Below are 23,201 nucleotides of genomic sequence, written 5' to 3'. Positions count from 1 at the left end.
TCACACCGGCCCCCCGCAGTTACAGTTTTACGTTCCGATGTCTCGCCTTGTTGATAGAAACCTCTCGTCGACCCCAACAGACCCCAAAGAGCTGGAGCAGCGTCGCCTCGCACGCGGCAAAGCCTTCGAACATGAGGTCGATTTGGAAGCTCTGGCCGACGAGGCCATAAACCCGGGTGTCGCGGACCTCCTTGACGAGACCTTCGAGGCCTGGCGTCGGAGAGGCCCATTGCGCCCCCTCGGCGATGCCCGTTACGTCGTCCGCGTCGAGCCTCCCGGCGAAAACGTCTTTGATGACCCGGCCCGCCTGCGCATCGAAGTCCATCCTCCCGGGGAGAAACGTCCGTTTACCCCGGATGACCTCGATGGTCGCCGCCTGCCGGCCCGCGAGTGGCGTGTCTTCGAAAGCCTCGTGCGTTCGCCTGTCGGCCAGCGCGATTTTCTTGCCGAAAACGAGAACGCCTGTCTCTTCCTCGCCCGCGCCGCAGAAGCGGATCTGATCCTCGAGGCACCGGGCGAAGACGGTGAAATCAAATTCGACGAGATCGTCCGCAAGCCTTCGCTGGTGTTTCGTGCCGCAGAGCCGGGGGAGGCCGAACGGCATCCGATTCTGCAGGAGCGCCGCGCCGAAGTTGTCGAAGAAAAAGAGCGGCTGGAAAAAGCACGCAGCGCCTACGAAGACGAATTCGGCGAGACCGGGCGTCGGGCTTTCGCGCGCTTGCTCGGCCTGCCGGAAGAGCAGGACGCCGAAGAGTTGGAGGAAAAAACCTACGTCATGGAAGCCTTCTGGGAACGCCCGGACGGCAGCGATGGCATTCCTTTCGAGGAAGCGATTCTGTTGCGAGGCTCCACTTCCTGGATCTACTCCCCGCCTCGCCGAACCTTCGCGCGACTCGCGGAAGACGTCGGCCCGATCGCACTCTCTCGTCTCTCGAGCCAGCCCTGGATCACGTTCACGGAATCCGAGATTCGGGAGCTTCCCGTTCTTTTGCGGCAAAGCTTTGAGGAGGAGGGCGTTCACCTGCCCCCTCGCGAGGCTCTCGGTCTCCCCCCCCTCCCGCGCCCCCGGATCAGCCTCGAAGTCGAAGGCACAGCATTTGAAGTCCGTGCGCTCCTCCGCGCCAATTACGCCGACAAAAGCTACGTCCTGAATAACGAGACTGTCGCGGATATCGATGATGAGACGCGAGACGCGGACCGGGAACGGCGGGCTCTGGCCCTGCTGGCCGCCACGCCTCTGCGGCTCCCTGCCGTCAGCCGACGCAAAAAAACGAAACCCTCGCCCGAAGATGAGGCCACCTGGCGCGCCCGCGATGACCGGGCGGTTCGATTCTACCTGCACGATCTCCGGGAATTGGTCCGCAAGGTCGGCGAAGACAACGATTTACAGGAAGTCCTCACACCGCCCGATATCGGTAAAATCGTGGCGCGTGGCTCCCTCCGCTCGTCCATGAGCGTGCGGCAGGGCCGCGGTCGACTCCTCGATGTGGCGCTGAAGATCGCCGCTGATGGGGTCGAGGCTGACGTCGACGCCATTCGTGACGCCTTGGGTGCACGACGTCGCTGGGTCCAGCTATCGGACGGAAGCGTTGCCGAATTGGGCGACAAGGTCGCCAGTCTGGCGGCTTCACTGCCGGAAGCCCTCTCGGAGACGGGTTCGGCCGAGCTTTCCCGCACGGCTCTGGGCGAGTTGGAACATCTCGGAGAGCTGACGGACTCGGTGGAGCTCGAGCCCACCGTGGGCGAGTGGATCCATCGGCTGCGTGAGCTCGAGGTCGCCGCCGAGCCGGAAATGGCCCCGGGGTTGAACGCGGATCTGCGCCCCTATCAGCTAACCGGTCTCGCATGGTTGCAGTTCCTTGCCGAACTCGAGCTGGGAGGAATTCTCGCTGACGATATGGGACTCGGAAAAACCGTGCAGACGCTGGCCCTGCTCAACTGGCGCAAGCACCGCGACGGCCAGGCACCCACGCTGGTGGTCGCCCCCACCTCGGTGGCTCCGAACTGGATCCGCGAAGCCAAGAAATTCACTCCGGGAATCAACGGGGTTCTGCTGCACGGCGCCGAGCGGCACGAACGCTATGAGGATGTCGGCACCAGCGATATGGTCGTGACGACCTACGCCCTGCTCCGCCGCGATGTCGACCGGCTGAAAGATATTCCCTTCCGCTACGTCGTGCTCGACGAAGCACAGCACATCAAAAACCATACGGCAGCCACGACCGCCGCAGCAAAAGCCCTGTCAGCCGAGGCACGCCTTGGATTGACGGGAACCCCAGTGGAGAACCGACTGCTCGAACTTTGGTCCATCCTGGACTTTGCCAACGCAGGCATGCTCGGTACCTGGCGGAATTTCTCCCGGCGGTACGAACGACCAGTCACGGAAGCCGTAATTGAAGCCGGTGAGAATCGTGCTGCACCATCGCCCGCCCGTAGTGAGGAAGCGGCCGCGCTGCGCGCACGCATCCGGCCCTTCGTTCTGCGTCGAACCAAGCAGGAAGTCCAATCCGACCTGCCCGCCAAGGTCGAAACGGATGTTGTGGTGCAACTGACTCCCGAACAGCGCAAGGCCTACGCCGCGCTGGCCGAAGCCACCCGCGCCGATCTGGAAGGGCGTCTCGACAACGGGGGCCTGGATGCCAATCGCATGCTGGTTCTCACGGCACTCCTGCGCCTCCGCCAGATGGCTTGTGATCCAAGGCTGATCGATGCCTCCCAGAAGCCGGACCATTCAGCGAAATTGGGCGCCTTCCGGGAACTGGTGGCCGAAGTCGTCGCCAGTGGTCGCCGCGCTCTCGTGTTCAGCCAATTCGTCGAGTTCCTCAGCCTTCTCCGCAAGGAGCTCGAGGCGAGCGGAACGGAGTATGCGTATCTGGACGGGCGGACCCGCAATCGAGAGAAAGTCCTCGATGGTTTCCGCGACGGGGATATGCCGGTATTTTTGCTCAGTCTCAAGGCGGGCGGCACAGGGATCAATCTGGCAGCAGCGGATGTGGTTATCCATATGGACCCATGGTGGAACCCGGCCGTCGAAGATCAGGCGACTGACCGCGCCCATCGTATCGGCCAGACCCGCACGGTCTCGGTCTATCGCATCGTAGCCCAGGGGACGATCGAAGAAGGCATCCAGCGGATGAAAGAGGAGAAGCGAGCCCTGGCTCGGGCCGTGATCGACGAGTCCGAAACCACCCTGCCGCGCCTGACGGAAGAAGATATCCGCGAACTGATCGCCTTCGGCTAGAGAGGTCTTGCGAGACAAGGGCCGGCGGCGTTCTCGCATCGACCCTCGCGGCTAGTTTTCAGGAATCGCTGTCGTCGGCCTTTTTGGTCGTGGCCTTCTTGGCGGTCGTCTTCTTGGTGGCGGCTTTCTTGGTGCCTGCCTTCTTGGCCGTAGTCTTCTTGGTTGTGGCCTTTTTCGTGGTTGCCTTCTTGGTCGTCGCCTTGGAAGTCGTCTTCTTGGCGGCGGTCTTTTTGGCAGTAGCTTTCTTGGCAGCGGTCTTTTTGGTGCCCGTCCTGGCCGGCGTCGCCGCCGCTTCCTTTTCTTCGGCATCCGCCCCCGCCGGGGAAGCGTCGTTCGTGCCCGCGTCGGCGGCCTCGTCCACGTTGGATTCCGTTTCGCTCGACAAGGCCTCGGACTTCTCTGCCTCCGCAGCCGGGCTGGTGGCCTCGCTGGTCTCGGCCGTCGCATTCCCGCCCGCTGTGGCGGTCACCCGCCAGGCACCCACCCGGTCGCGCTGCATGCTGAGGAGGCCCGCCTTTTGGGCCTCGTGAGCCATTTCCGTAAGGGTGCGGAAACCGAACCGAGATTCGTCAAACTCGCCGACAATCGCGCGAAGTTCCTGCGCCAGATGGCGGACATAGACGGGTTTTCCGGATCGCTTCTCCGCCAGATTTGCGGCCGCCTGGCCCAGGAGTTTCAATCCTTCCTCGGGCGGTATCGGCTCGGTCGACGCGGGCGCCGCCGGTGCCTCGGGGGCGCTGGCCGGTGCTGTCGCAGCCGACTCTTTGCCGGCTTCCGGAGTTTCCTCCGAGGCGGCTTCGTCCTTTGAGGAACTCTCCGGGGCACGTTCCGGGACGCTATCGCTGGTGGATTCCACGAGATAGCCCTGATCGATGCGCTTCATCGAAAGCAGGCGTTTATCGGCCAGCTTCTGGATGAACTCTCGGAAGGAAGAGACGCCAAAATCCCGCTCGCTGAACGTGGAGTCCAGCTGCAGAAGCGTGCTTTTAATCGGACCGAGTTGGGGCTGCACACCTTTGTCGGCGAGAATCTTGAGGGCGCGCTGGACCTTTTCGAAGCCCTTGTCGAGCGACATGCGGCCACCACCGCCACCGCGGTTCTGCCCGCCGCCACGACCGCCACGTCCTCCTCCGAGCAAGTTCTCGTAGGAAATGAACTCGTGACAGTTGCGCTGCATGGTGCCGCTGGTGAAACCGCGGCCCCCGACGATATACACGCGCTTGCCAAATTGCTTGAGTTTCTCGACGAGCGCGATGAAATCGGAATCACCCCCGACGATGGCAAATCCGTCGATATGTGGGTGGGTGAAGCACATTTCCAGTGCATCGACGACCAAATTGATGTCGGCGCCGTTCTTGTCGCCCCGGGGGGTGACGTTCCGCTGCACCATATGAACAGCGTGATCGGTGAGCGTACGGCTATGGGTACCGGCGCGAGCCCAATCCCCATAGGCGCTCTTGGAGACGACCTCGCCCCGCTCCTTGAGGGCATCCAGTACCATCGAAAGATCGAGGGTCGTGTTGAGAGTCGACTTCACACCGATTTCGATATTGTCGAAATCGATAAAGACCGCGAGTTGATTACGTTGCTCCACGCATACGACTTAAACAAGCCGCTGCGGGAACAGCCAATTCCGGAAATCAGAGCCTCCCGGGGCCCCCGCCGTGCGGGCCGAATCAATCCCGCAAGCAGACGAGCCCGCGGCCGCCCACAGCCTTGCGCCACGCCCGCAGGATCTCGTCGTGACCCAAATCGTCAAGGATCGCGCGCGTTTCTTCGAGCGAGGGAAAACCGGTCAAGGCGGATTCGGCCCGTGCGATCGCCCGGTCGAGCCGGCGCTCGGCCAACAACGCATGCTCGTAGCGCCTTTTCAGCCGCGCCCGCTGCAAATCATCGGTGGAAAATCCCTCATCGGCGGAGACCCGCAAGACGTCGTCGAGGACTTTCGCCAACGAGCGTCCCTCACCGGGCCCGGCACTCGCCGAGAGCATGATCGCAGCAAATCCCGCGCCCCACTCCGCATCAGCTGCCACATCGTAGCCCAATCCGTGCTCTTCCCGAATCGCCTGAAAGAGATGGCTGTCCGGGTCGGCGCCAACCAGATCCAGAGCTACCTGCACGGCGAGAAAATTCCGGGGCTGGCGATCGATCTCCTGCAGACGATAGACGTGCGACTGACCGCCTGACCGCGATCGCAGGCGAGAGGGCCTCCCCCGACCGGGCCGAATCCGCGAGGTACGCCGTCGCCGCCCGACCTTCGAACGATCGAGCCACGGAGTCAGGAGTCGTTGCAAACTCCGACGATCAACGTCGCCCACAACGGATAAAACGGCATTCGCATTTACAAAATAGCGTCGATAGAAATCTCGCACATCGGCGGCCGCCAAACCGCGCACGGAGCCGGCTGTCCCGGCGATCGGGTGTCCGATCGGATCGGCGAAGAATTCGCGCCAAGCGCGCTCGCCAAGACTCTCGAAAGGATCTTCCCGCACGCCCCGAATCTCGTCGAGAACGATATGCCTCTCCTTGCGGAAACGACCGGGGTCCACCTCGCTGCCATAAAATTGCTCGAACAGAATTTCGAGAGCCTGGCCAAGCGACTCCGGAAACGATTCCATACTGATCGCGATGGTGTCGTAGCCGGTAAAGGCGTTATGACCGCCTCCGACTTCCGCGGCACGCCGATTCAGTGCCAACTGGTCGAATTTCTCCGTTCCCTGAAAGAGCATATGTTCGCTCATATGAGCCAGCCCCGGCTTGTCGCCATCAAAGCGCGCTCCGGCACCGATGCTCAGGCAGACGGCCACCAGAGGACTTTCGGTGGTTTCGAGCAAGACCCGGAGTCCCGCCAGCTCGAAGTCATGGATCGAAGATTTTGCAATCACTCCCCTGTGGAACGGGAATCTCGCCAAGGACGCAAGCCAGCCTCGGTCAAAAGGGACTGAAAAACCGTCACGGGCGGGAAAAGTCGCGCCAAACCACCCGTGTTCGGGGCAAAGCCCCCGGATGGGCATCCTTCAGCCAGGAGCCGAGTCGCTGAAGGTCTTCCGCGGTGTCCACGTCGAAGGCCTCGGCAAGCAGCTTTGTCCGGAGGCCCAGTTGCCGTGCCAGCTCCCGGGTCTGCCGAAGAACCCCCGCGGTGCTCCACGAAACCCCGGAGAAGATCGGATGCGGCCGTGCCATCCCGACCAGATAATATCCGCCATCCAATGCGGGACCGAGAACGACATCCGCCTCCCCCATCGCAAGCGCCGCATCGGCGAGCGCCAGATCCTTGACGGCCAGCTGGGGCATATCGGACCCCACGAGCAAGCAACGATCCCACGAACCGGCGCCCAGCAGGCTGCGGAATGCAGTCTCCATGCGGGCACCCAGATCCCCCTCGCCCTGCGACAGACAAATCGCCGGATCAAGCCCGAAGGTCGCGGCAAATCGTTCGGGATCCCCCGCCACCGCAACCCGCAGACTCCAGGTACCTCTCTGCAGCTCAGCGAGTAAATCTTCGAGGAATGCGCGGTAGAAGGCCAGCGCAGCCGCGTCACCGACACTGGCGGCGAGTCTGGTTTTGACGCCTCCGGGAACAGGTTCCCGGGCGAAGACCACCACCACAGATTTATGATCGACCCGAGCCATCCGGAAGAGATTCTATCGCAAGCAGGAGTTTTTGCAGAAACGAATCCTGACGATGCAATTCGATGCCCGCATCGTTAGATCAAGAGCATGATTTCCACAGGTGATTTCAAGCGCGGTGTCCGCATCATGATTGATGGCGACCCCTACTCGATTACGGACGTAGCGGTGCAAAGCCCCTCGGCAAGAGGTGCGTCTTCCATCTCCAAGATCAAGGTACGCAACCTCCGGACCGGTCAGGTGCTGGAGAAATCCTTCCGTGGAGGCGACAAGGTCGCCGAGGCCAATCTCGAGTTCAAGGCGGTGCAATTCCTCTACTCCGATGCAGGCGAGTTCCATTTCATGGACACCGCCAGCTACGAGCAATTTGCTCTCACCACAGAAGCTCTCGGCGATGCCGCCGGGTTCCTCAAGGAAGGGCTCGAGGGCATTCGCTCCATGGTGATGGGAGACGAGGTCCTCGGCGTCGACCTGCCCAATACCGTCAACCTTCTGGTCACCGAGACAGCGCCGTCCATCAAGGGTGCGACCGCGCAAGCGCAGACCAAACCAGCGACCCTCGAGACGGGTGTCGAAATCCAGGTACCCGCCTACCTGGAGAACGGCGAATTGGTACAAGTCGATACTCGCGAATCGCGTTTCATCTCCCGGGTCAAAGGCTGATGCGCGCAGGCCACGGATGCGATGCATGAAGTGGCTGCAGGACGAACGCCTGCACGCCGCTGTAGTCTTCGCCCTTCTGGCCGCGATCCTGATCACGGTCACGCCACCGGCCCGGACCAACCCCTATAACGGCCCCATGGTGGTGGCCGATCGAATCCTCGAGGGGAATTTCGACCTTCCCGACAGGATTCGCTGGATGGAGACCTTCACGTTCGAGGGGCGCAAGTATCTCAGTTATCCGCCGATGGCGACACTCGTGATGGTTCCCTTTGCTGCGCTGGGAGGCAACGGCTTCGGCCAGACCGTCTTCAATTCGGCACTCATTTTCCTGACCGCCGTTCTATTCTATCGACTCTTTGCCGGCATCCCGACGTTGCGTCCCCTGCGACTGGTCGCGCCCGTGCTCTACGTGCTCGGCACCTCGACTTTCCATAGCGCACGGGTGGGCAGCGTCTGGCTGCTCATGCATAGCGAAGGAAATTTCTTCTTCGTTGGCGCCTTGATTTTTGCGGCGCTGCGAAAGCAATTCGTGCTGGCCGGGATATGCTTCATGATCGCCGCCCAGATCCGCTATTCAATTCTCTTTGCCGCTCCCGCCTTTGCACTGCTGGCCTGGTTCGGATCGCAGAACCAACGGGAGGCACTGCATAACGTGCTTCGCTTTGCCCTCGGCTGTCTGCCGCCCGGGCTGCTCATTCTCGGATATAATACAGCTCTTTTCGGAGACCCGTTTCAAAACAGCTATACTGCAGCCTGGTCGGAATGGACCCATACCTCCATCGACTTCTCGGCCAGCTATGTGTGGGCCAATCTCGTCTTCTACACCACAGCGATGCCGGAGATCCTCGCGGAACCTCCATTCCTCAGGTTCCACTCCGGCGGGCAAACGCTCTTTTTTCTGAGCCCATTCCTGATCGGGGTTTTCCTGCCGTGCTGGCGACCTCCTCTGGTGCGCGCCGGCATCCCCGCGCTGATCTGCATGTTCAGCTTCTACCTCGTCTACTCCTATCAGGGCTCGACGCAATTCGGCTCCCGCTACATGCTCGATCTCATGCCGCTCCTCCTCCCGGTCGCGCTCTCGGCTTTCACTCGAGACGGACGCGGTTGGTATCCCTTGCTCGCTGCAGCCAGCACGATCGCGATCACCCTCAACGTGTGGGGGTCCATCAGCACGACGCCCTAGCCGGGAGGCTAGCGACCTAGGACTTCGCCGGCCCCTCGCCCGCGCGAACCACTCGAGCGCCTACGAAACCGCCTGCATCCCGCCACCGGATCAAATAATCGATATAGTGCTGGAGATTTCCCGGATAGGTGACATTGCGGGCCGCCGCCTTGGTCACAATCCCCTCCCCATTGTAGTAACCCGGCGTGCAGACCGACGAATACCGTGCGAGGCCTCGGGCAACTGTCCAGAGGGTGGCAATCCACTCCTCCTCAGCCTCGGGCGTGGCTTCGATGCTCTCGATCTTTTCGGCATGACAGGCGCCAACCAACCAGGCTACGTGCTTGGAGGACTCCGAGAGGAAATGAACGAAGTTCGTGCCGAACCCGGCCTGGACGGTGCTGATCACCAGCATATTCGGAAAATCGGCCGATAGAATTCCATGCAGGGTCCGAGCGCCATCCTCCCAACGCTCGCTGAGCGTCTGGCCGTTTCGGCCGACCGGATCGAAGCCCAGTCGCTGCACCAGAGGTGTCGTGACCTCAAATCCGGAGGCAAAAATCAGCAGGTCGATCGGGTACTCGGTATCGCCGACCACGACCCCCTTCGGTGTCACCTGCTTGACCCCCAGACCGTCGGTATCGACCAGCTCGACATTCGGTTCGTTGAAAGCCGGCAGATAATCGTCATGGAAGGTGACCCGTTTGCAGTGCTTGCCGTACCAGGCCTTGAGCTTTTCGGCCGTCGCGGGGTCCTCGATCGTCGCATCGACGCGATCCCGCAATCGCTGCATGACTTCGAAGTCGATTCGCTCGAGGTCCTCGAATTCGAGACCCTCGTTGACCGCAGGGTCCTGAGTGTTGACCCACAAAACATCCGTCCAACCATCCGAGACGAGATCCACCTCGGGCTTTTCTCCGGTCACGGCGGCCGTAAAGTTCGACATCCGCTCATCCTGCCAGCCGGGCTTCAGCGATTGAAACCACTCCGCATCTGTCGGTCCATTATCCCGCACGCCAACGCCCGAGGGCGTGCGCTGGAAGACGTAGACTTCTTTCGCCACCCGGGCGAGTTGAGGTACGGCCTGGACGCCGGTTGCACCGGTCCCGATGATCCCGACGCGCTTGTCGGCGAGCTTGGCCATGGGCTCGGTCGCGCTTCCTCCGGTGTAGGCATAGTCCCAACGACTGGTGTGGAAGGTATGCCCCTCGAAATCGTTGATGCCCGGGATGCCCGGCAGTTTGGCCTTGTGCAGGATTCCGCCGGCAGCCACGAAGAACTTCGTGGTCAACGTATCGCCCCGACTGGTGGTGATCGTCCACCGATGGTCGACATCGTTCCAGACCGCACCCTCGATTTCAGTCTGGAACATGGCGCGTCGGTAGAGGTCGAAATGGTTTCCGATCCGCTGGCAATGCTCGAAGATCTCGGTTGCACTCGCGTACCTCTCGGTAGGCATGTAGCCGGTTTCCTCAAGCAGCGGCAAGTATGTGTAGGACTCTACATCGCACATACATCCGGGGTAACGATTCCAGTACCAGGTCCCGCCGAAGTCCCCGCCCTTCTCGACAATCGTGAAGTCCTCGACACCCTCCCGGATCAGATTGACGGCCGTGAGCATGCCGCCAAAACCGCCGCCCACAATCACGACTTCATGCTCGGCGACGATAGGCTCCCGAGAGAAACCGGGCTCGACAAAGGGATCCTCGTCGAAAGAGGCAAACGCCCCCTTGAACTCCTGAAACTGCGCCATTCCATCAGAGCGCAGTCTTTTCTCGCGCTCATGACGGTAACGTTCGCGCATTTCGTCCATGGAAACTTCGGTTTTCGACTTGTCTTCGTTGATCGCCACAGTCGTAGCTTAACGAAGAATGATGGAATGTGAACGGGGGCCTGCCGAATCCCTGCCACAGGCATTTCGCGGCAAACCCGCCTCTTTCGGAGGGCCAAAGGGTCGGCCCTATCCCCCCAAAAGGGCTCGCTCAGCAGCTACCGGGGCCGTCGGCGGGTTGCTGCTGGGTCAGGCAGTGGCAGGCGCCAAGGCCGAGCACCAGATCCCTTGCGGGGATCCCGACAATCGCCCGGTCGGGCAATAATTCGCCCAGCACTCCAAGCGCTCGGGCATCGGCCGCATCCTCGAAAACCGGGACCAGTACGACCCCGTTGGCGATATAGAAATTCGCGTAGGAAGCGGGCAAGCGGAGATCGTTTTCTCGGAGCGGTGCCGGCATCGGAAGCTCCACGACTTCCAGCACACGGCCGGTCGCGTCCCGCATGCCCGACAGACGATCGCGGTTTTCCTGCAGCGGTCCATAATTGGCATCCTCGGGATTTGTCTCGATGGCCGTCACCACCACACCCGGCGCCACAAAGCGCGTCAGATCATCGATATGTCCGTCGGTATCATCCCCCGCAATCCCCTCGCCCAGCCAGAGAACCTTTTCAGCGCCCAGATAACGAGCCAACTGGCCCTCGACATCCGGACGTTTCAGGCCGGGATTCCGGTTCGGGTTGAGAAGACAGGACTCGGTGGTGAGCACCGTCCCCTGACCATCGCCATCGATCGATCCCCCCTCCAGAATAATTCCGGGCCGCTGGACCTCCAGATCAAGTTGATCGGCGATACGAACCGCCACGAGCGCGTCGGCAGCCCAATCCGGGTACTTTGCGCCCCAAGCATTATAACCCCAGTCCAGAGCGCGCAGGGTGCCAGCTTCATTGCGAAGAAAAACTGGCCCATGATCACGAACCCACGAATCGTTGGAGTCAATCATGTGAAATCGAACGCCTGCGCCAAGCGCTCGGTGCTCCGTCAATACAAATTCAGCCGCCGCTTGCTCCGCCGCCGTGCGGACGAGGATCTCGACACGCTCACCGGGGAGCAAGGCTCGAACCATTTGCGCAAAAACCGGCGGGATACGCGAGAGCTTTCCAGGCCAGGTGTCAGGGTTATGGGGCCATACCAGCCAGGTTGCTGCATGAGGCTCCCATTCGGCTGGCCAACGAAATCCGGACGGAGGGGAACTCATTCCCCGGTCTCGTCGCCTTCATCATCAGCGAGGCGCAGCAGCCCGGCGTAGGTATCCACGCGACGGTCTCGCAGGAATGGCCAATGCTGGCGCGTCTCCTCGATTGCGCCAAGGCGGCAATCCGCGATGAGGACTTCCTCACTCCCGGAGGAAGCTGCAGCCAGGACTTCGCCACTTGGTGCCGTCACAAACGAGCCGCCCCAAAACTCGACGGTGCCCTCCACGCCCACCCGATTGGGTGCCGCGGTGAAAATCCCGTTGGCTATCGCATGGCCCCTCTGGACCGTCTGCCATGCCGAAAATTGCGTCGCGCCGTGAGAATCTTTCTCCTCCGCATGCCAACCGATCGCCGTGGGATAAAACAGAATCTCGGCGCCTGCCAGCGTGGCCAGCCGGGCGGCTTCGGGGAACCACTGATCCCAACACACCAGAACGCCGATCCGCCCGAATTTCGTTGCAAAAGAACGATATCCGGTATCGCCGGGGGTGAAATAAAACTTCTCGTAGTACAGCGGATCATCAGGAATATGAGCCTTGCGATAAATCCCGACCATCCGGCCGTCCGCGTCAAAGACACAGGCCGTATTATGATAGAGACCGGCGGCACGACGCTCGAAAACTGATCCGACCAGAACCACACCGAGTCGTTTCGCGGTCGCCGCCAAGACCTCCGTGGTCGGACCCGGAATGGATTCCGCAAGCGCGAAGTTCGCGTGATCTTCGGACTGACAAAAATAGCGCGTCCGAAAGAGCTCCGGGAGGCAGACGATCTGCGCCCCCTTGCCAGCGGCTTCTTCGACCAGTCTCAGGGCCCTTTGCAAATTGGCAGAGGGCTCCTCCTGACAAGCCATCTGGACGAGAGCGACTCTGACGGGGCGCGAATCGTTGGACACGGGCCTTCCTTACACCCCCGGCACCGCGCGTGCGAGCGCCTGATATCGGAGTTCTCAGCCCGGACGACCCAGGTGCCAGGCGCCTTGACCGGCGGGTGCCGCCGCGGCCAACCCGGCGCGCACAAAACCTCGCGCCTGAGCCACAGCCGCGCTCATCGAGCGCCCCTGGACCAACCCCGCCACAATCGCGGCCGAGAGCGCACAACCGGTCCCACGAACATCCGGCACCTGAATTCGAGGTTCAACGAACTCCTCGACTCCTGTCGGGCTGACCAGGAGATCGATCGGAGCTCCGTCGAGATGGCCGCCTTTCACCAGAACCGACGCGGCCCCATAGCCCAAAAGCGCCTGGGCGGCCGCGTGCATGGAGGGCCGGTCCACCACAGAAAAGCCGACCAATGCGGCCGCCTCGGCAAGGTTCGGTGTCACCAGTGTGGTCACCGGAAGGAGCTGCCTGCGAATCGCTTCCTGCACATCGGCGTCCACGAGCGCCTGCCCGGCGGTGGTGATCAGCACCGGGTCGACCACCAACGGGCCAAGTCGACTTGCTGTCCGAGCGATCACCTCGACGACGTCCACAGAAAGTAAAAGGCCGGTCTTGGTGGCCGCGGGCGGGAGATCGGCCAGCAAAGTATCGATTTGTCGGGCCACAAAGGCCCCGGGTACGGTCAGAGTTTCCGAAACCCCGGTCGTATTTTGCGCCGTCAGAGACGCAAGAACCCCGAGCCCCTCAACCCCCAGCGCGGCAAAGCTCGTCAGATCGCGCTGGAGCCCCCCGCCACCACTAGGATCCGCCCCCGCGATGGTCAGCGCTCTCACTTCTGAGGAACCATCCGGAAGGTCTGCCCCGCGCCATAGGGTCCGACCGCCTGACCATAAAAAGCCAGCAGCTTGGTCGATCTGTCCGTCGGCCGAATCGCGATGGTGCCCGAGAGCCCGGGGTTTGCCCGCGGGAAGAGCTCCTCGAGTGTCGAGAAAAATGCGCTCGCCGCCAGATTCCTTATGGCCTGGTCGGCCGAAGGGTTGAAGATCTGGTTGTTCTGGAGACGGATTTCCAGTTTCAGGATTTCTTCGTCTTCCTCGGGCGCAAATCCATCGGTCAGGGACTCCGGGAGGAATCCCTCGTCGTTGATGCCGATCACCACCAGAAGGTTGTCCTCGAGATCATCGATCTTGAACGTTGTCCCCACCGCCTCATCGCCGGAATTCAGCCGCCCATGGACTCCCAGCCCGACGGCCGCGGCTCCCCAGGCCGCCGAGGTCTGCGTATTCGCCACGGTAAAGTTGCCGATCAAACGCGGCTCATCCTCCCAGTCGCCGACCACAACGAAGCCATTGCGACCCAAAAGGGAGATCGGTGGGCCCAGCGTTCCATCTTCGTCTTTGGAACGAATGGAACTCGGATCCACGATATCCGTGCCGCCCTCGCCGAGGACGTAGCGACTGACGCTCTCCAGCAGCTCGCCCGAGGCGTCATAAAAATCCCACTGGATTTCGACAGGCTCCGGATCTTCCGGGGAACCATCCGATGCACCCACATTACTGATCATGAAGAACGTCGTGTAGTTGCCTTCGGCGACCATCGGCATCACCAGATACGCGTCGGGCTCGGTCAGATTCGGCCCATTTCCTGCTGCATTTGCCGTGGCAAACGCCCCAAATACGAGAAAAGCCAGAAAAAGGCCGCAAAATCGAGTTCTCACGGATCTGGATAGCATATATCACCTATAATCGGTCGCGCATTTACGCGGCACCGCGCAAAAGTGCACGATTTGAAGGCCGCGGAAGTGCCATGTTCTCTGGGCCCGATTGGCTCCAGCTTTGCAGAGGAATTGCTATTGAAATGAGTCGAAGTTTTGTCAGAAGTTGGGCGACCGTGGTGACGATCATGGCACTTGCGTGCTTTGCTTTCGTCCAGCCCATGCCTGAAGGCCCCGCAGGAGGCGGCTTCGCAGGCAACTCCGGGAGCGAGCTATCGAAAGAAAGCTCCGGGGAAACCGGCAGCTTGCACGCTGGGAGCCACCTGAATGAGGCCCCCCCGCTTCTGGATACAGCCTTTTCCAGCAAGACTTTTTCGTCCGTTGCGATCCTGCCCGTCATGATTGCGTCCCACATTGGCGGCACTGGATCGAACACGCAAGCCTTTGCGGCGGCGAAAATCCCGACGCGGGCCCCCGAACCGCTCATACGACCCGGCTGACCTGCCGATACTCCCCATAAAAGGCGTTTTGCCGCCCGGGTGCGAGATCCTTGGCACGCTGGAGAGCTTTCGAGCACTCGCGTGACGTATCGACCGATAGCGATACGTGGTCTTCGGGCAGCTTTTCGCCGAATCTAAGGGTAGAATCGGGAAGTATTCCTGCTGCTGATCTGGCGACCAGCAGCCAGAGGGTGCACAGCCGACCGTGGGCGGACGGCAAAATCCCGAATTTACCAGGGCTAGTCGAGAACGGGGGGCTCATCGCCTCCGGGCATGAGTCTCCCGATTTCTCGAAAAACCCGAGCATATTTACGAATTCCGGGAAAACTACCGCGTCAAACGATTCAGTCGAGATTTCATTAACGTGTTTAATTTGGAGCAAATACAGGCAGGGCAAAGCCCCGATGACAGGCCTTCGTGCCGAAAGCCCCTGCAGCGGATCGCGATCCTGGTGGGGATGGTCCTCGGCCTGCAAATGCCGGCAACGGTGCTGGCTTTGGATTTCCATGTCGATCGCGCAACCGGATCAGACAGCTTCACAGCGCTGCAGGCGCAGAACCCTGAGCAACCGTGGGCCACCATAGGGCATGCCCTGCGCTCGGTGCAAAACAGCGGCGGGCCGCATACCATCCACGTCGCTGCAGGCTTGTATCTCGAATCGCTGGAATCAGCCTATGCCGGCATCACCTTGCAAGGTGCATCCGGGGCCATTCTCGAAGCCCCCGCGGACAGCGCGGGCCTTTATGTGGAACATGAAGATTTCACGCTGGACGGCCTCGAGATTCGTGGTGGTCGCCATGGCTTGCGAGCCGACACCGCCAACGGACTGATCATCCGCAATTGCATCATTCGCGATGCCGCCAAAAACGGAATTCACATCACCAACTCGCAGAATGTGCGCGTCGAAAACACCGAGGCCCACAATAATGGCTCTCGGGGAATCTTGATCGAACGAAGTGCACCCTCCTACGTGCGCAACAATCTCGTCACCGAGAATCAGGAATGGGGCATCGAGGTGGATGGCGGAGACTCGGAGATCTTCCCCCCCGGAACCAACCATCTCGCATCCTTCAACACCGTCATACAAAACGGTGTCCTCGCCACGCATGGTGGGTTGCGATTCGAGAACGCGACCGGCGAGATCCGCAACAATATTCTCGCCAGCAATGCCGGTCGTGCGATCAAAGTCGATACCGCGCCGACCTTCATTCACCACAACCTGATCTGGGCACAATCTCTGACCATCGATTTCGATACCGACCAGGAGCCTCTGATCTGGAATCTGATCGAGGCGGACCCGCTGTTTGCCGGGAACGGAGATTATCGTGTCGCCGCAAACAGCCCGGCCATCGATGCGGGTGACGCGGAGGTTTCGGTGGCCGATATCAACGGTTCGATCCGGACCGACCTCGCGCCTGATACAGGCCTGGCCGACCTCGGCCGGCACGTCGAGGCGTCCGCCTCGACAGGAGTACCGCCCGCCGCAGCCACCCCGGCGCCCACGCCCGCCCCCACGCCCGCCCCCACGCCCGGAGTGGGTCTGGAATATTTCGTCAACTGCAGCGACGGAGATGATGCGCGTAATGCAGCTACTGCTCGGAATCCGGCGACTCCGTGGCGGTCTATTCGCCGCGGCGTGCTCGGAGCCGGCCCACGGAACATCGTCACCGTACAGGAGGGCACCTGCTCGCCAACCGAAGAAATCCAGATTGACCGTGACGATATCACCGTGCAGGCTCACGTCGCGGGTTCGGTGACGGTCATAGGCCCCTCCGGCACCAATGCGTTTCTGATCCAGAACAGCGGCATTACGCTCGATGGCCTGCGCATCCTCAGCGATCACCGGGGCATTCTGGCCGCCCCCACAAAAGACGACGAGACTCTCACCGGGATCACTCTGCGGAATCTTCAAATCGAAGGACGTCCGGACGCCGGCCTCCAATTCGATGCCATCACCGTTCGTCATGGGCAGGGGATCATTCTCGAAAACAACCAGATCGTGGGTGCCGGGGGGCGCGGAATCCAGCTCAGGCTGACCAGCCACGCTACCGTTCGCAACAATCTGATTACCGGCGGCAGCCTTGACGATCAGGCCTCATGGGCAATCGACTTTGAGAACGACCCCAACTCGACCGCGTTTCCGCCGCCACTGTCCAGCGGGAATCTGATCGTTTTCAATACAGTCGTCGGCAACCGCCAAGGGATTCGCCTGAACAACGCCGAGGGCGAGATTCGCGACAATATCATTGCCGACCAAAGCCTCAGTGGTCTCCGCGTCTCGGACCCGGGCGCCGGCAGCCTCGTCCACCACAACAACTCCTGGAACAACGGCACCACCGGACAGAACAATTATATTATGCCCAGCGGTTTCGACCTATGGGTCAGCAATCGCAGCCTGAACCCTGGTTTTGTCGACAGTCTCGCGGGTGATTTCCGACTCCAACAGATCGCAGCGGGCGATTCTCAGGACAGCCTATTGCTCGACCGGGGCAGCGCCCCGATCGGGACCGCCGACATCAGCGGCTCCACGCGACGGGACGGCCTTCCGGATCAGGAGATGGCCGACCCGGGTTTTCACCAGAATAGTGGCATATTCGGCGACGATATCAGTGCCATTCCCCTGCCGATCGACCAGCATTATTTTGTAGACTGCCGCTTTGGAGACGATCAGCGCAGTCGGTGGGAAGCCGGGCGTGCCTGGGATGGTTGGGCGACAATCGGCAAGGCGCTGGGACAGGCCGTCCCCGGAGATACGATTTCGCTTGTCGGTGGTTCTTGCGAGGAAGCTGTCGAGATAGAGACCGCGGGCGTCACTCTGCAAAGCGCGACCCCGGGCGCTGGTGTCATTGACGCCCCGCCGGGAGCGATCGGCATTCGAGTCGAAGCTGACGATGTTCATGTTGTTGGACTCACGGTGCGCGCTTCGTTGGAAGGAGTTCGCGTTGCGCCCGAAGACAGCGACCGCTCGATCTATCGCGTCCACCTGCAATCGCTGCTCGTCGAGGCTCCCATCGGAAGCGAGAAAATTTCGGGCAAGGCCATCGTGCTCCGGGACACCTATGATTCAATCGTTGAAGGGTCCATCGTTCGGCAAGCAAAACTCGACGGCATCGCGGTGCAGACCAGCGAAATCAATGGCACAGTGGGCGGCGGCAGAAACTGGGTTCATAACAACCTCGTCACCGATTGTGGGGAATGGGGCATACGCGTTCGCAGCGAGATCGCTGCCTTCACCAACGTCGCAAATCTGGTTTCGTCCAATACCGTGCATGGCAACGGCACAACGACGGCGCATGGCGGCATTGCTTTCCAGAACGCTACCGGCGAGATACGCAATAATATCGTCACATCGAATTCAGGACGAGGCATCAAGACAAACACACTACCGCTTCTTCTCCACCATAATTTGGTGTTCGCGAACCCCAGAGGGTACGATACGTCCTCGGATGCGGAGCCCGTGGGGTGGGCCAACCTCTCCCAAGACCCACTCTTCCGGGATAGCGACGCTGGAGATTTCCGCCTGCAACAATTGGCCGCCGGCGATACCGCGCAAAGCCCCGCCATCGATGCCGGCTCCGGCACCACCAGCGAGGCCTATATCTCGGGCACCACGCGCGTCGATGGCGTAATCGATCAGGCCATCGCGGACCTTGGCTACCACGCGAACGCCACGGGCAGTACGACGATCGCCGTTCCAGGCGATGCTCCGTCGAATCTCGTGCGTGGCTTTTTCGTCAATGCCGCAACCGGCGACGACGAGCGACATGTCCTCGAGGCGATGGACCCGGCAAGTCCCTGGAAAACGATCGGGCAAGCGCTGCGCTCCAATAGTGCTCGCAGCGGCGATACTGTCCGGGTAAGCGCCGGGACCTACAACGAAGCCGTGGAGACATCGAACGAAGGTGTGACCCTCCTCGCCGACCCTCAGGTGACCATCATGGCGGGGGGCGAAAATGGATTCCTGGTCGAGCATGATGATATCACGATCGAGGGCTTCCGGATCGAGAACGCGCGGTACGGGATTCGCGCCGACCGGGCGGAGCGTCTTCAGATTCGATCGAATGAAATCGTCGAACCTACGAATACGGGCATCAAGATCACCCGCAGCAGCGAAGGAATCGTGGACAGCAACAAGGTTCATGGTGCTGCCTCCCGCGGCATCTACGGCACCGACAGCCCGAGTCTCTATATACGCAATAACCTCGTCACGGCATCAGGCGACTGGGCCATTCAGGTGGATACCGCTCAGGGGGCCGCAGTCGTGCATGGCACGCTGGTAGCCTTCAATACGGTGGCTCAATTCGTCAAGGGCGGGATTCGACTGGCCAACGCCACCGGCCGCGTCCGCGATAATATTGTCGTGGGTGCCGGGGGCGCGGGCATCAAGACCGACACCGCGCCTGTCGATGTCCACCATAATAATATATTCGGTCCAAACTCGCTCTTCGACGAAGCATCCGGACAGGAAGCGCGACGCTGGTCGAACCTCTCCCGAGAACCCGATTTCGTCGACAGCCTCGCTCGCGATTATCGACTTCTCTCCATCGCGGCCGGCGACGCCCGAAACAGCGCGCTCCTCGACAGCGGATCGGCGCGCGCCGACAGCGTCGAGGCCGATATCTCGGGAAGCGTCACCCGCGATGGCAACCTCGATTTGGGGCGGGCGGATCTGGGCTACCACCGAGATGCCACCAGCACACAAGCACAGCCAGCCACGACTGTTGCCTTCAGTGCAATCACGGGGACGGGTGCCGTATTCAAGGTGGCGCCTGACGGCGACAATTCCAACCCGAGCGGCGACGCGATCCATTCCGAAACAGCCTGGCGAACAATCCGTTACGCAGTTCGCCAACTTGCCCCCGGCGACAGCCTCGAAATTGCCCCGGGCGATTATAGCGAGAACATCAGCATCCAGAGCGCCGGCATCCGTCTTTTTGGCAGCACGACCCCGGGGGCCACGCGACTGCTTCCCCCAAGCGGCGAACTGGGCATCAGCATCGAAGGCCATGATCACGTCGCGATCGAGAACCTCACCATCGAGGGAGGCGCGCAGTCGCTCAAGGCCGTAAACACCACCGGATTGAGGATTCGCCAGGTAGCTTCCGTCAATGCCGAGACGACCGGCATCAAGGTCGAGGACAGCAGTGACGTCTGGGTCGACTCCTCCGTCGTCACCAATGCAGGCCAGACAGGCCTGCTCCTGCTGCGCAGCGACAAACTATTTGTTCGAAACAATCGGATCTATACCAATGGCGGCTGGGCCATCTCGGTCGACAACGAAACAGGATCCGAGTCCAAGCCGACGCTTCCCAATTCGACCGACAACCTTCTCGCTTTCAATACGGTACATGCCAACAACGATGGAATTCGCATTGTAGGTGCGAGCGCTGAAGTCCGCGATAATATCATTTCGAATCAACAGGATCTGGGGCTCTACCTCAAAGGCGAGGAGATCTTCGCGCATCATAATGCCTTCGCTTTCAACCAACGCGACCGCGATCGCGAAAACGATTCCGAGAATATCTTTTTCTGGGATTATATCGGGCACAGCCCCAAATACGTCGATCCAGCCGGCCCGGATGCACATCTCGGCGGTTCCGGATGGTTGGACGACAGCTTTTTCCTCTCAAATATCGGCGCCGGCCAAAGCAGAAACAGTCTTGTCATCGACCGCGGATCGGCGGAAACGATCACGGCCGGCATCGATGGATCAACAAGCATTGATCGCGCACCCGATGTTGGCGTCGCTGATCCGGGATTCCATGCAGATGCCAGCCTGGCGATCGCGGTTCCGAGCAGCGCCGCCTTCGATCCCGCCAGCTTGCGCGGAACCTTTTTTGTAAGCTCTCAATTCGGATCGGACGGGACCGAAGACGAACCGCGCACCTCGGCCACCGCACGCAACCCCATGACCCCATGGGCCACCCTGCTCTACGCGGTCAGCCGGGCCGAAGAAGGCGATACGATTATTCTCCTGCCGGGCGTCTATCGGGAGTCCGTCCAGATCAAGCGAAATGGAATTACGATCAAGGCCGAAACACCCGATAGCATTGTCCTGGAACCGCTACCGCAGAAAGATACCGAAACAGGAGCACTGGAACCGACCACGGGCTTCACGATTGAGGCCGAAGATATCACTCTCGACGGACTGCGGATCCGCGGCGCCTCGACCGGGATCTCCGCTCTGACCGGATCCACCGGATTACGGATCCGAAATTGCATCGTTCTCGAGTCAAATGGCGACGGCATTCGTATTTTCGAGTCCGAGGGTATCCGCATCGAAAATACAATCGCCGCCAGCAACCTTTATGCCGGCATCAAACTTCGTCGTTCGGCCGGGATCGAACTGGAAAACAATCTCGTATACGGAAACGGCGAGTGGGGGATCTCTCTGGACAATAGCAGTGCCAGCGATGACGATGTGCCGCCGATCTCCGAGAATAACCTCGTGGCTGCCAACACCATCACAAACAACGCGGTTGGTAATCTTCGCCTGGAAAACTCTGCCGGGACCATCCGGGACAACCTCATCACGGACGCGATCGGTATCGGTCTCAAGATTGAAAACTCGGACGTCGTCCTTCAGCATAATGGGTTCTGGAACCCGTCCGATCCGGCTCTGGCCATCTCGCCTGACGAGGCTCTTTTCTGCCAAAGCTGTACGGGAAATATCTGGGTCAACCCGCACTTCCTGAGCCCCGCTGGCGTCGATGGTACTCTGGGCGGCGCAGCCTGGCGCGATGACGATTTCCGGCTGAGTCAGATCGGATCCGGGCAGACCATCCAAAGTCTGGCCGTGGATGCCGGCTCTGATCAGGCGCTCCTTCTCGGGCTTACCGGAACCACCGCGGCTTCGGGCACACCAGACCTCGGCATGGCGGACCTCGGTTATCATTATGCAAACGGCGCGCGTTCTCTCGCGGCCATTCAATGGCGAGACGCCAGCACATCGGCGCTGCTCCATGTCGATGCCACTATCGGCAATGACGAATATACCCGCATCGAGGCGGCGAATGCCTCAACGCCGTGGGCTACGATACGGCACGCGCTGCGCCAATTGGTGCCCGGAGATACTCTGATCATCGGTGCCGGCGTTTGGAATGAGGCCATGGATATCCGGGTATCGGACGTCACCGTTCTCGGCAGTGACTCTCTGGGCTCGACGACACTCAAGCCCGATTCCAGACGCGATGCGATCCGGGTCCGAGCAGCCCGGGTAGAGATCCGGAACCTGGCGATCGATGGCGGGCGGCGCGGCATCAGCCTCTATCGGCAAGCCGAAAATATTCATTTGCAGGATCTCAGCATCACCAACGTCCGCAGTGACGGAATCACTCTGCGCGGAAACCCCGGCGTAACGATCGACTCGGTGACATTAAGCGGTTGTCGTCGCACCGGAATTTATGGAGTTCGAGCCACCGAGGTTCTGATTCGAAATGTGCAGGTGACGGCCTGCTTGCGTGGCGGCATCGGAATGTCCAGAAGCTCGGGTCTGATCGAATTCGTAACGATTCAGGGCGCTGGCCGAACCGGCATCTCCTTGCGGCGGAGCCCGGATCTGGAATTTCGCGATTCGATCGTGACCGGGCACGCGGGCTGGGGCGTCCATATGAGGGCACGCGCGGGCGAAGCGTCCTCATTGCACCACCTTCTTCTAGGCAATAATCGGATGGATATTTACCCCCAAAGTGCCGCATCTTCCCCGGATATACTGACGAATTCGGACCCACTCTATCGCGACCCGGAGGGCCCCGACGGCATCGCGGGCGGGATCGGTTGGGCCGATGATGATCTTTCGCTATCGCTTGGAAGCCCAGCGATCGATAAAGGATCAGATGAGGCTTCCGCACTTGGTGTCGACCAGAGCTCGACGCAGGCAAAGCATGGAGCCCCCGATACGGGCATCGCAGATCTCGGAGTACACCAATGATCTCTTTTAAAAAATTCACAGCTTTGGCAATCTCGCTGGCCTTTCTTCTCGCCCCCGTTGTGAGCACAGCCGCTGGCGGCCGCGTGGGCGACCCCAAGAACCTTCGGGTCAAGCGAACGCAAAAGGAACGTGGTCGCATCATGCGGCGGCCGCCGATCCCCGACCCTCGGCTGAAGCAACCGGCGACACTCCGCGCCACAGTCCCCGACCCCACGGCAAAACCCCGCGGCGGCAAAGCCTACAATCGTCGCGGGCGCTATTATTACGAGAAAGCCAAGCCCATCTATGCAGGACGCGGCAAGCAGAAGCGCCTGATGCCGCCCGACCCTACCTACCGAAAAACCCGCTGAACCCCGGGAAAGTCGCGCCCCGAGGCCGCATCGCCTCGTATCCGGCTCGCACCCCACGATGGCAAACCGCGCACCGAGTGACGCCAAATTGAATGGCAGGCTG

At 60.9% G+C, this 23,201-nt stretch carries 14 protein-coding genes; 6 read left to right on the top strand and 8 right to left on the bottom strand.

Annotated features, from left to right (window positions below; translation table 11 throughout):
- The first annotated feature begins 37 nt into the window (after window positions 1-37).
- Window positions 38-3,241, top strand: a complete 3,204-nt coding sequence (locus P8K07_04680; protein ID MDG1957818.1) for a DEAD/DEAH box helicase — start codon at window positions 38-40, stop codon at window positions 3,239-3,241.
- 58 nt (window positions 3,242-3,299) lie between these two features.
- Here the strand turns inward: P8K07_04680 and P8K07_04675 are convergent, their stop codons facing one another.
- The 3 genes from P8K07_04675 to P8K07_04665 all read right to left on the bottom strand — a co-directional run bounded on the left by P8K07_04675 (window position 3,300) and on the right by P8K07_04665 (window position 6,874).
- Window positions 3,300-4,835, bottom strand: coding sequence for an NYN domain-containing protein (locus P8K07_04675; GenBank protein ID MDG1957817.1), 1,536 nt, complete (start codon window positions 4,833-4,835; stop codon window positions 3,300-3,302).
- 82 nt (window positions 4,836-4,917) lie between these two features.
- Complete coding sequence (locus P8K07_04670) at window positions 4,918-6,126, bottom strand: pitrilysin family protein (GenBank protein ID MDG1957816.1); 1,209 nt, start codon at window positions 6,124-6,126, stop codon at window positions 4,918-4,920.
- 67 nt (window positions 6,127-6,193) lie between these two features.
- Window positions 6,194-6,874, bottom strand: a complete 681-nt coding sequence (locus P8K07_04665; protein MDG1957815.1) for a TIGR04282 family arsenosugar biosynthesis glycosyltransferase — start codon at window positions 6,872-6,874, stop codon at window positions 6,194-6,196.
- 87 nt (window positions 6,875-6,961) lie between these two features.
- On the opposite strand from P8K07_04665, the gene efp reads away from it, so the two are divergent.
- On the top strand, window positions 6,962-7,534 hold the full coding sequence (gene efp, locus P8K07_04660; protein MDG1957814.1) for an elongation factor P: 573 nt from the start codon (window positions 6,962-6,964) through the stop codon (window positions 7,532-7,534).
- A 25-nt stretch (window positions 7,535-7,559) separates the two neighbouring features.
- On the top strand, window positions 7,560-8,717 hold the full coding sequence (locus P8K07_04655) for a hypothetical protein (protein MDG1957813.1): 1,158 nt from the start codon (window positions 7,560-7,562) through the stop codon (window positions 8,715-8,717).
- A gap of 16 nt (window positions 8,718-8,733) precedes the next feature.
- Here P8K07_04655 and P8K07_04650 read toward each other — a convergent pair whose 3' ends face one another.
- The 5 genes from P8K07_04650 to P8K07_04630 all read right to left on the bottom strand — a co-directional run bounded on the left by P8K07_04650 (window position 8,734) and on the right by P8K07_04630 (window position 14,321).
- Window positions 8,734-10,548: an NAD(P)/FAD-dependent oxidoreductase gene (locus P8K07_04650; protein MDG1957812.1), complete on the bottom strand. Its 1,815-nt coding sequence runs from the start codon at window positions 10,546-10,548 to the stop codon at window positions 8,734-8,736.
- Between the two features lie 130 nt (window positions 10,549-10,678).
- Window positions 10,679-11,725 (bottom strand): agmatine deiminase family protein, encoded by a 1,047-nt coding sequence (locus P8K07_04645; protein ID MDG1957811.1) that lies wholly within the window; start codon window positions 11,723-11,725, stop codon window positions 10,679-10,681.
- The gene (locus tag P8K07_04640; GenBank protein ID MDG1957810.1) at window positions 11,722-12,618 is read right to left on the bottom strand and encodes a carbon-nitrogen hydrolase; all 897 of its coding nucleotides are present in this window, start codon (window positions 12,616-12,618) and stop codon (window positions 11,722-11,724) included. Before P8K07_04640 ends, P8K07_04645 begins: the two co-directional genes overlap by 4 nt.
- 54 nt (window positions 12,619-12,672) lie before the next feature.
- Window positions 12,673-13,437 carry a bifunctional hydroxymethylpyrimidine kinase/phosphomethylpyrimidine kinase gene (gene thiD / locus P8K07_04635; protein MDG1957809.1) on the bottom strand — a complete coding sequence of 255 codons (765 nt, stop codon included), beginning with the start codon at window positions 13,435-13,437 and terminating at the stop codon, window positions 12,673-12,675.
- Window positions 13,434-14,321: a hypothetical protein gene (locus P8K07_04630; GenBank protein MDG1957808.1), complete on the bottom strand. Its 888-nt coding sequence runs from the start codon at window positions 14,319-14,321 to the stop codon at window positions 13,434-13,436. The genes thiD and P8K07_04630 overlap by 4 nt, the downstream gene beginning before the upstream one ends.
- Window positions 14,322-14,461: 140 nt before the next feature.
- Between P8K07_04630 and P8K07_04625 the strand changes: the two genes are divergently transcribed.
- From P8K07_04625 to P8K07_04615, 3 genes are all read left to right on the top strand, one after another.
- Window positions 14,462-14,818, top strand: a complete 357-nt coding sequence (locus P8K07_04625; protein ID MDG1957807.1) for a hypothetical protein — start codon at window positions 14,462-14,464, stop codon at window positions 14,816-14,818.
- A 364-nt stretch (window positions 14,819-15,182) separates the two neighbouring features.
- Entirely contained in the window at window positions 15,183-22,748 is a 7,566-nt protein-coding gene (locus tag P8K07_04620) for a right-handed parallel beta-helix repeat-containing protein (protein MDG1957806.1), read from the top strand.
- Complete coding sequence (locus P8K07_04615) at window positions 22,745-23,098, top strand: hypothetical protein (protein MDG1957805.1); 354 nt, start codon at window positions 22,745-22,747, stop codon at window positions 23,096-23,098. The genes P8K07_04620 and P8K07_04615 overlap by 4 nt, the downstream gene beginning before the upstream one ends.
- Window positions 23,099-23,201: the final 103 nt, after the last annotated feature.

The organism is Candidatus Binatia bacterium (assembly GCA_029248525.1).
GTDB lineage: Bacteria > Desulfobacterota > Binatia > UBA12015 > UBA12015 > UBA12015.
This window is presented reverse-complemented; position numbering and strand designations above follow the sequence as displayed.

What these genes read in the sequence shown, in the direction of transcription:
- P8K07_04680 (MDG1957818.1), top strand. Translation starts at nt 38, where the DNA reads ATGTCTCGCCTTGTTGATAGAAACCTCTCGTCGACCCCAACAGACCCC.
- P8K07_04665 (MDG1957815.1), bottom strand. Translation starts at nt 6,874, where the DNA reads ATGGCTCGGGTCGATCATAAATCTGTGGTGGTGGTCTTCGCCCGGGAA.
- efp (MDG1957814.1), top strand. Translation starts at nt 6,962, where the DNA reads ATGATTTCCACAGGTGATTTCAAGCGCGGTGTCCGCATCATGATTGAT.
- P8K07_04655 (MDG1957813.1), top strand. Translation starts at nt 7,560, where the DNA reads ATGAAGTGGCTGCAGGACGAACGCCTGCACGCCGCTGTAGTCTTCGCC.
- P8K07_04645 (MDG1957811.1), bottom strand. Translation starts at nt 11,725, where the DNA reads ATGAGTTCCCCTCCGTCCGGATTTCGTTGGCCAGCCGAATGGGAGCCT.
- P8K07_04625 (MDG1957807.1), top strand. Translation starts at nt 14,462, where the DNA reads ATGAGTCGAAGTTTTGTCAGAAGTTGGGCGACCGTGGTGACGATCATG.
- P8K07_04615 (MDG1957805.1), top strand. Translation starts at nt 22,745, where the DNA reads ATGATCTCTTTTAAAAAATTCACAGCTTTGGCAATCTCGCTGGCCTTT.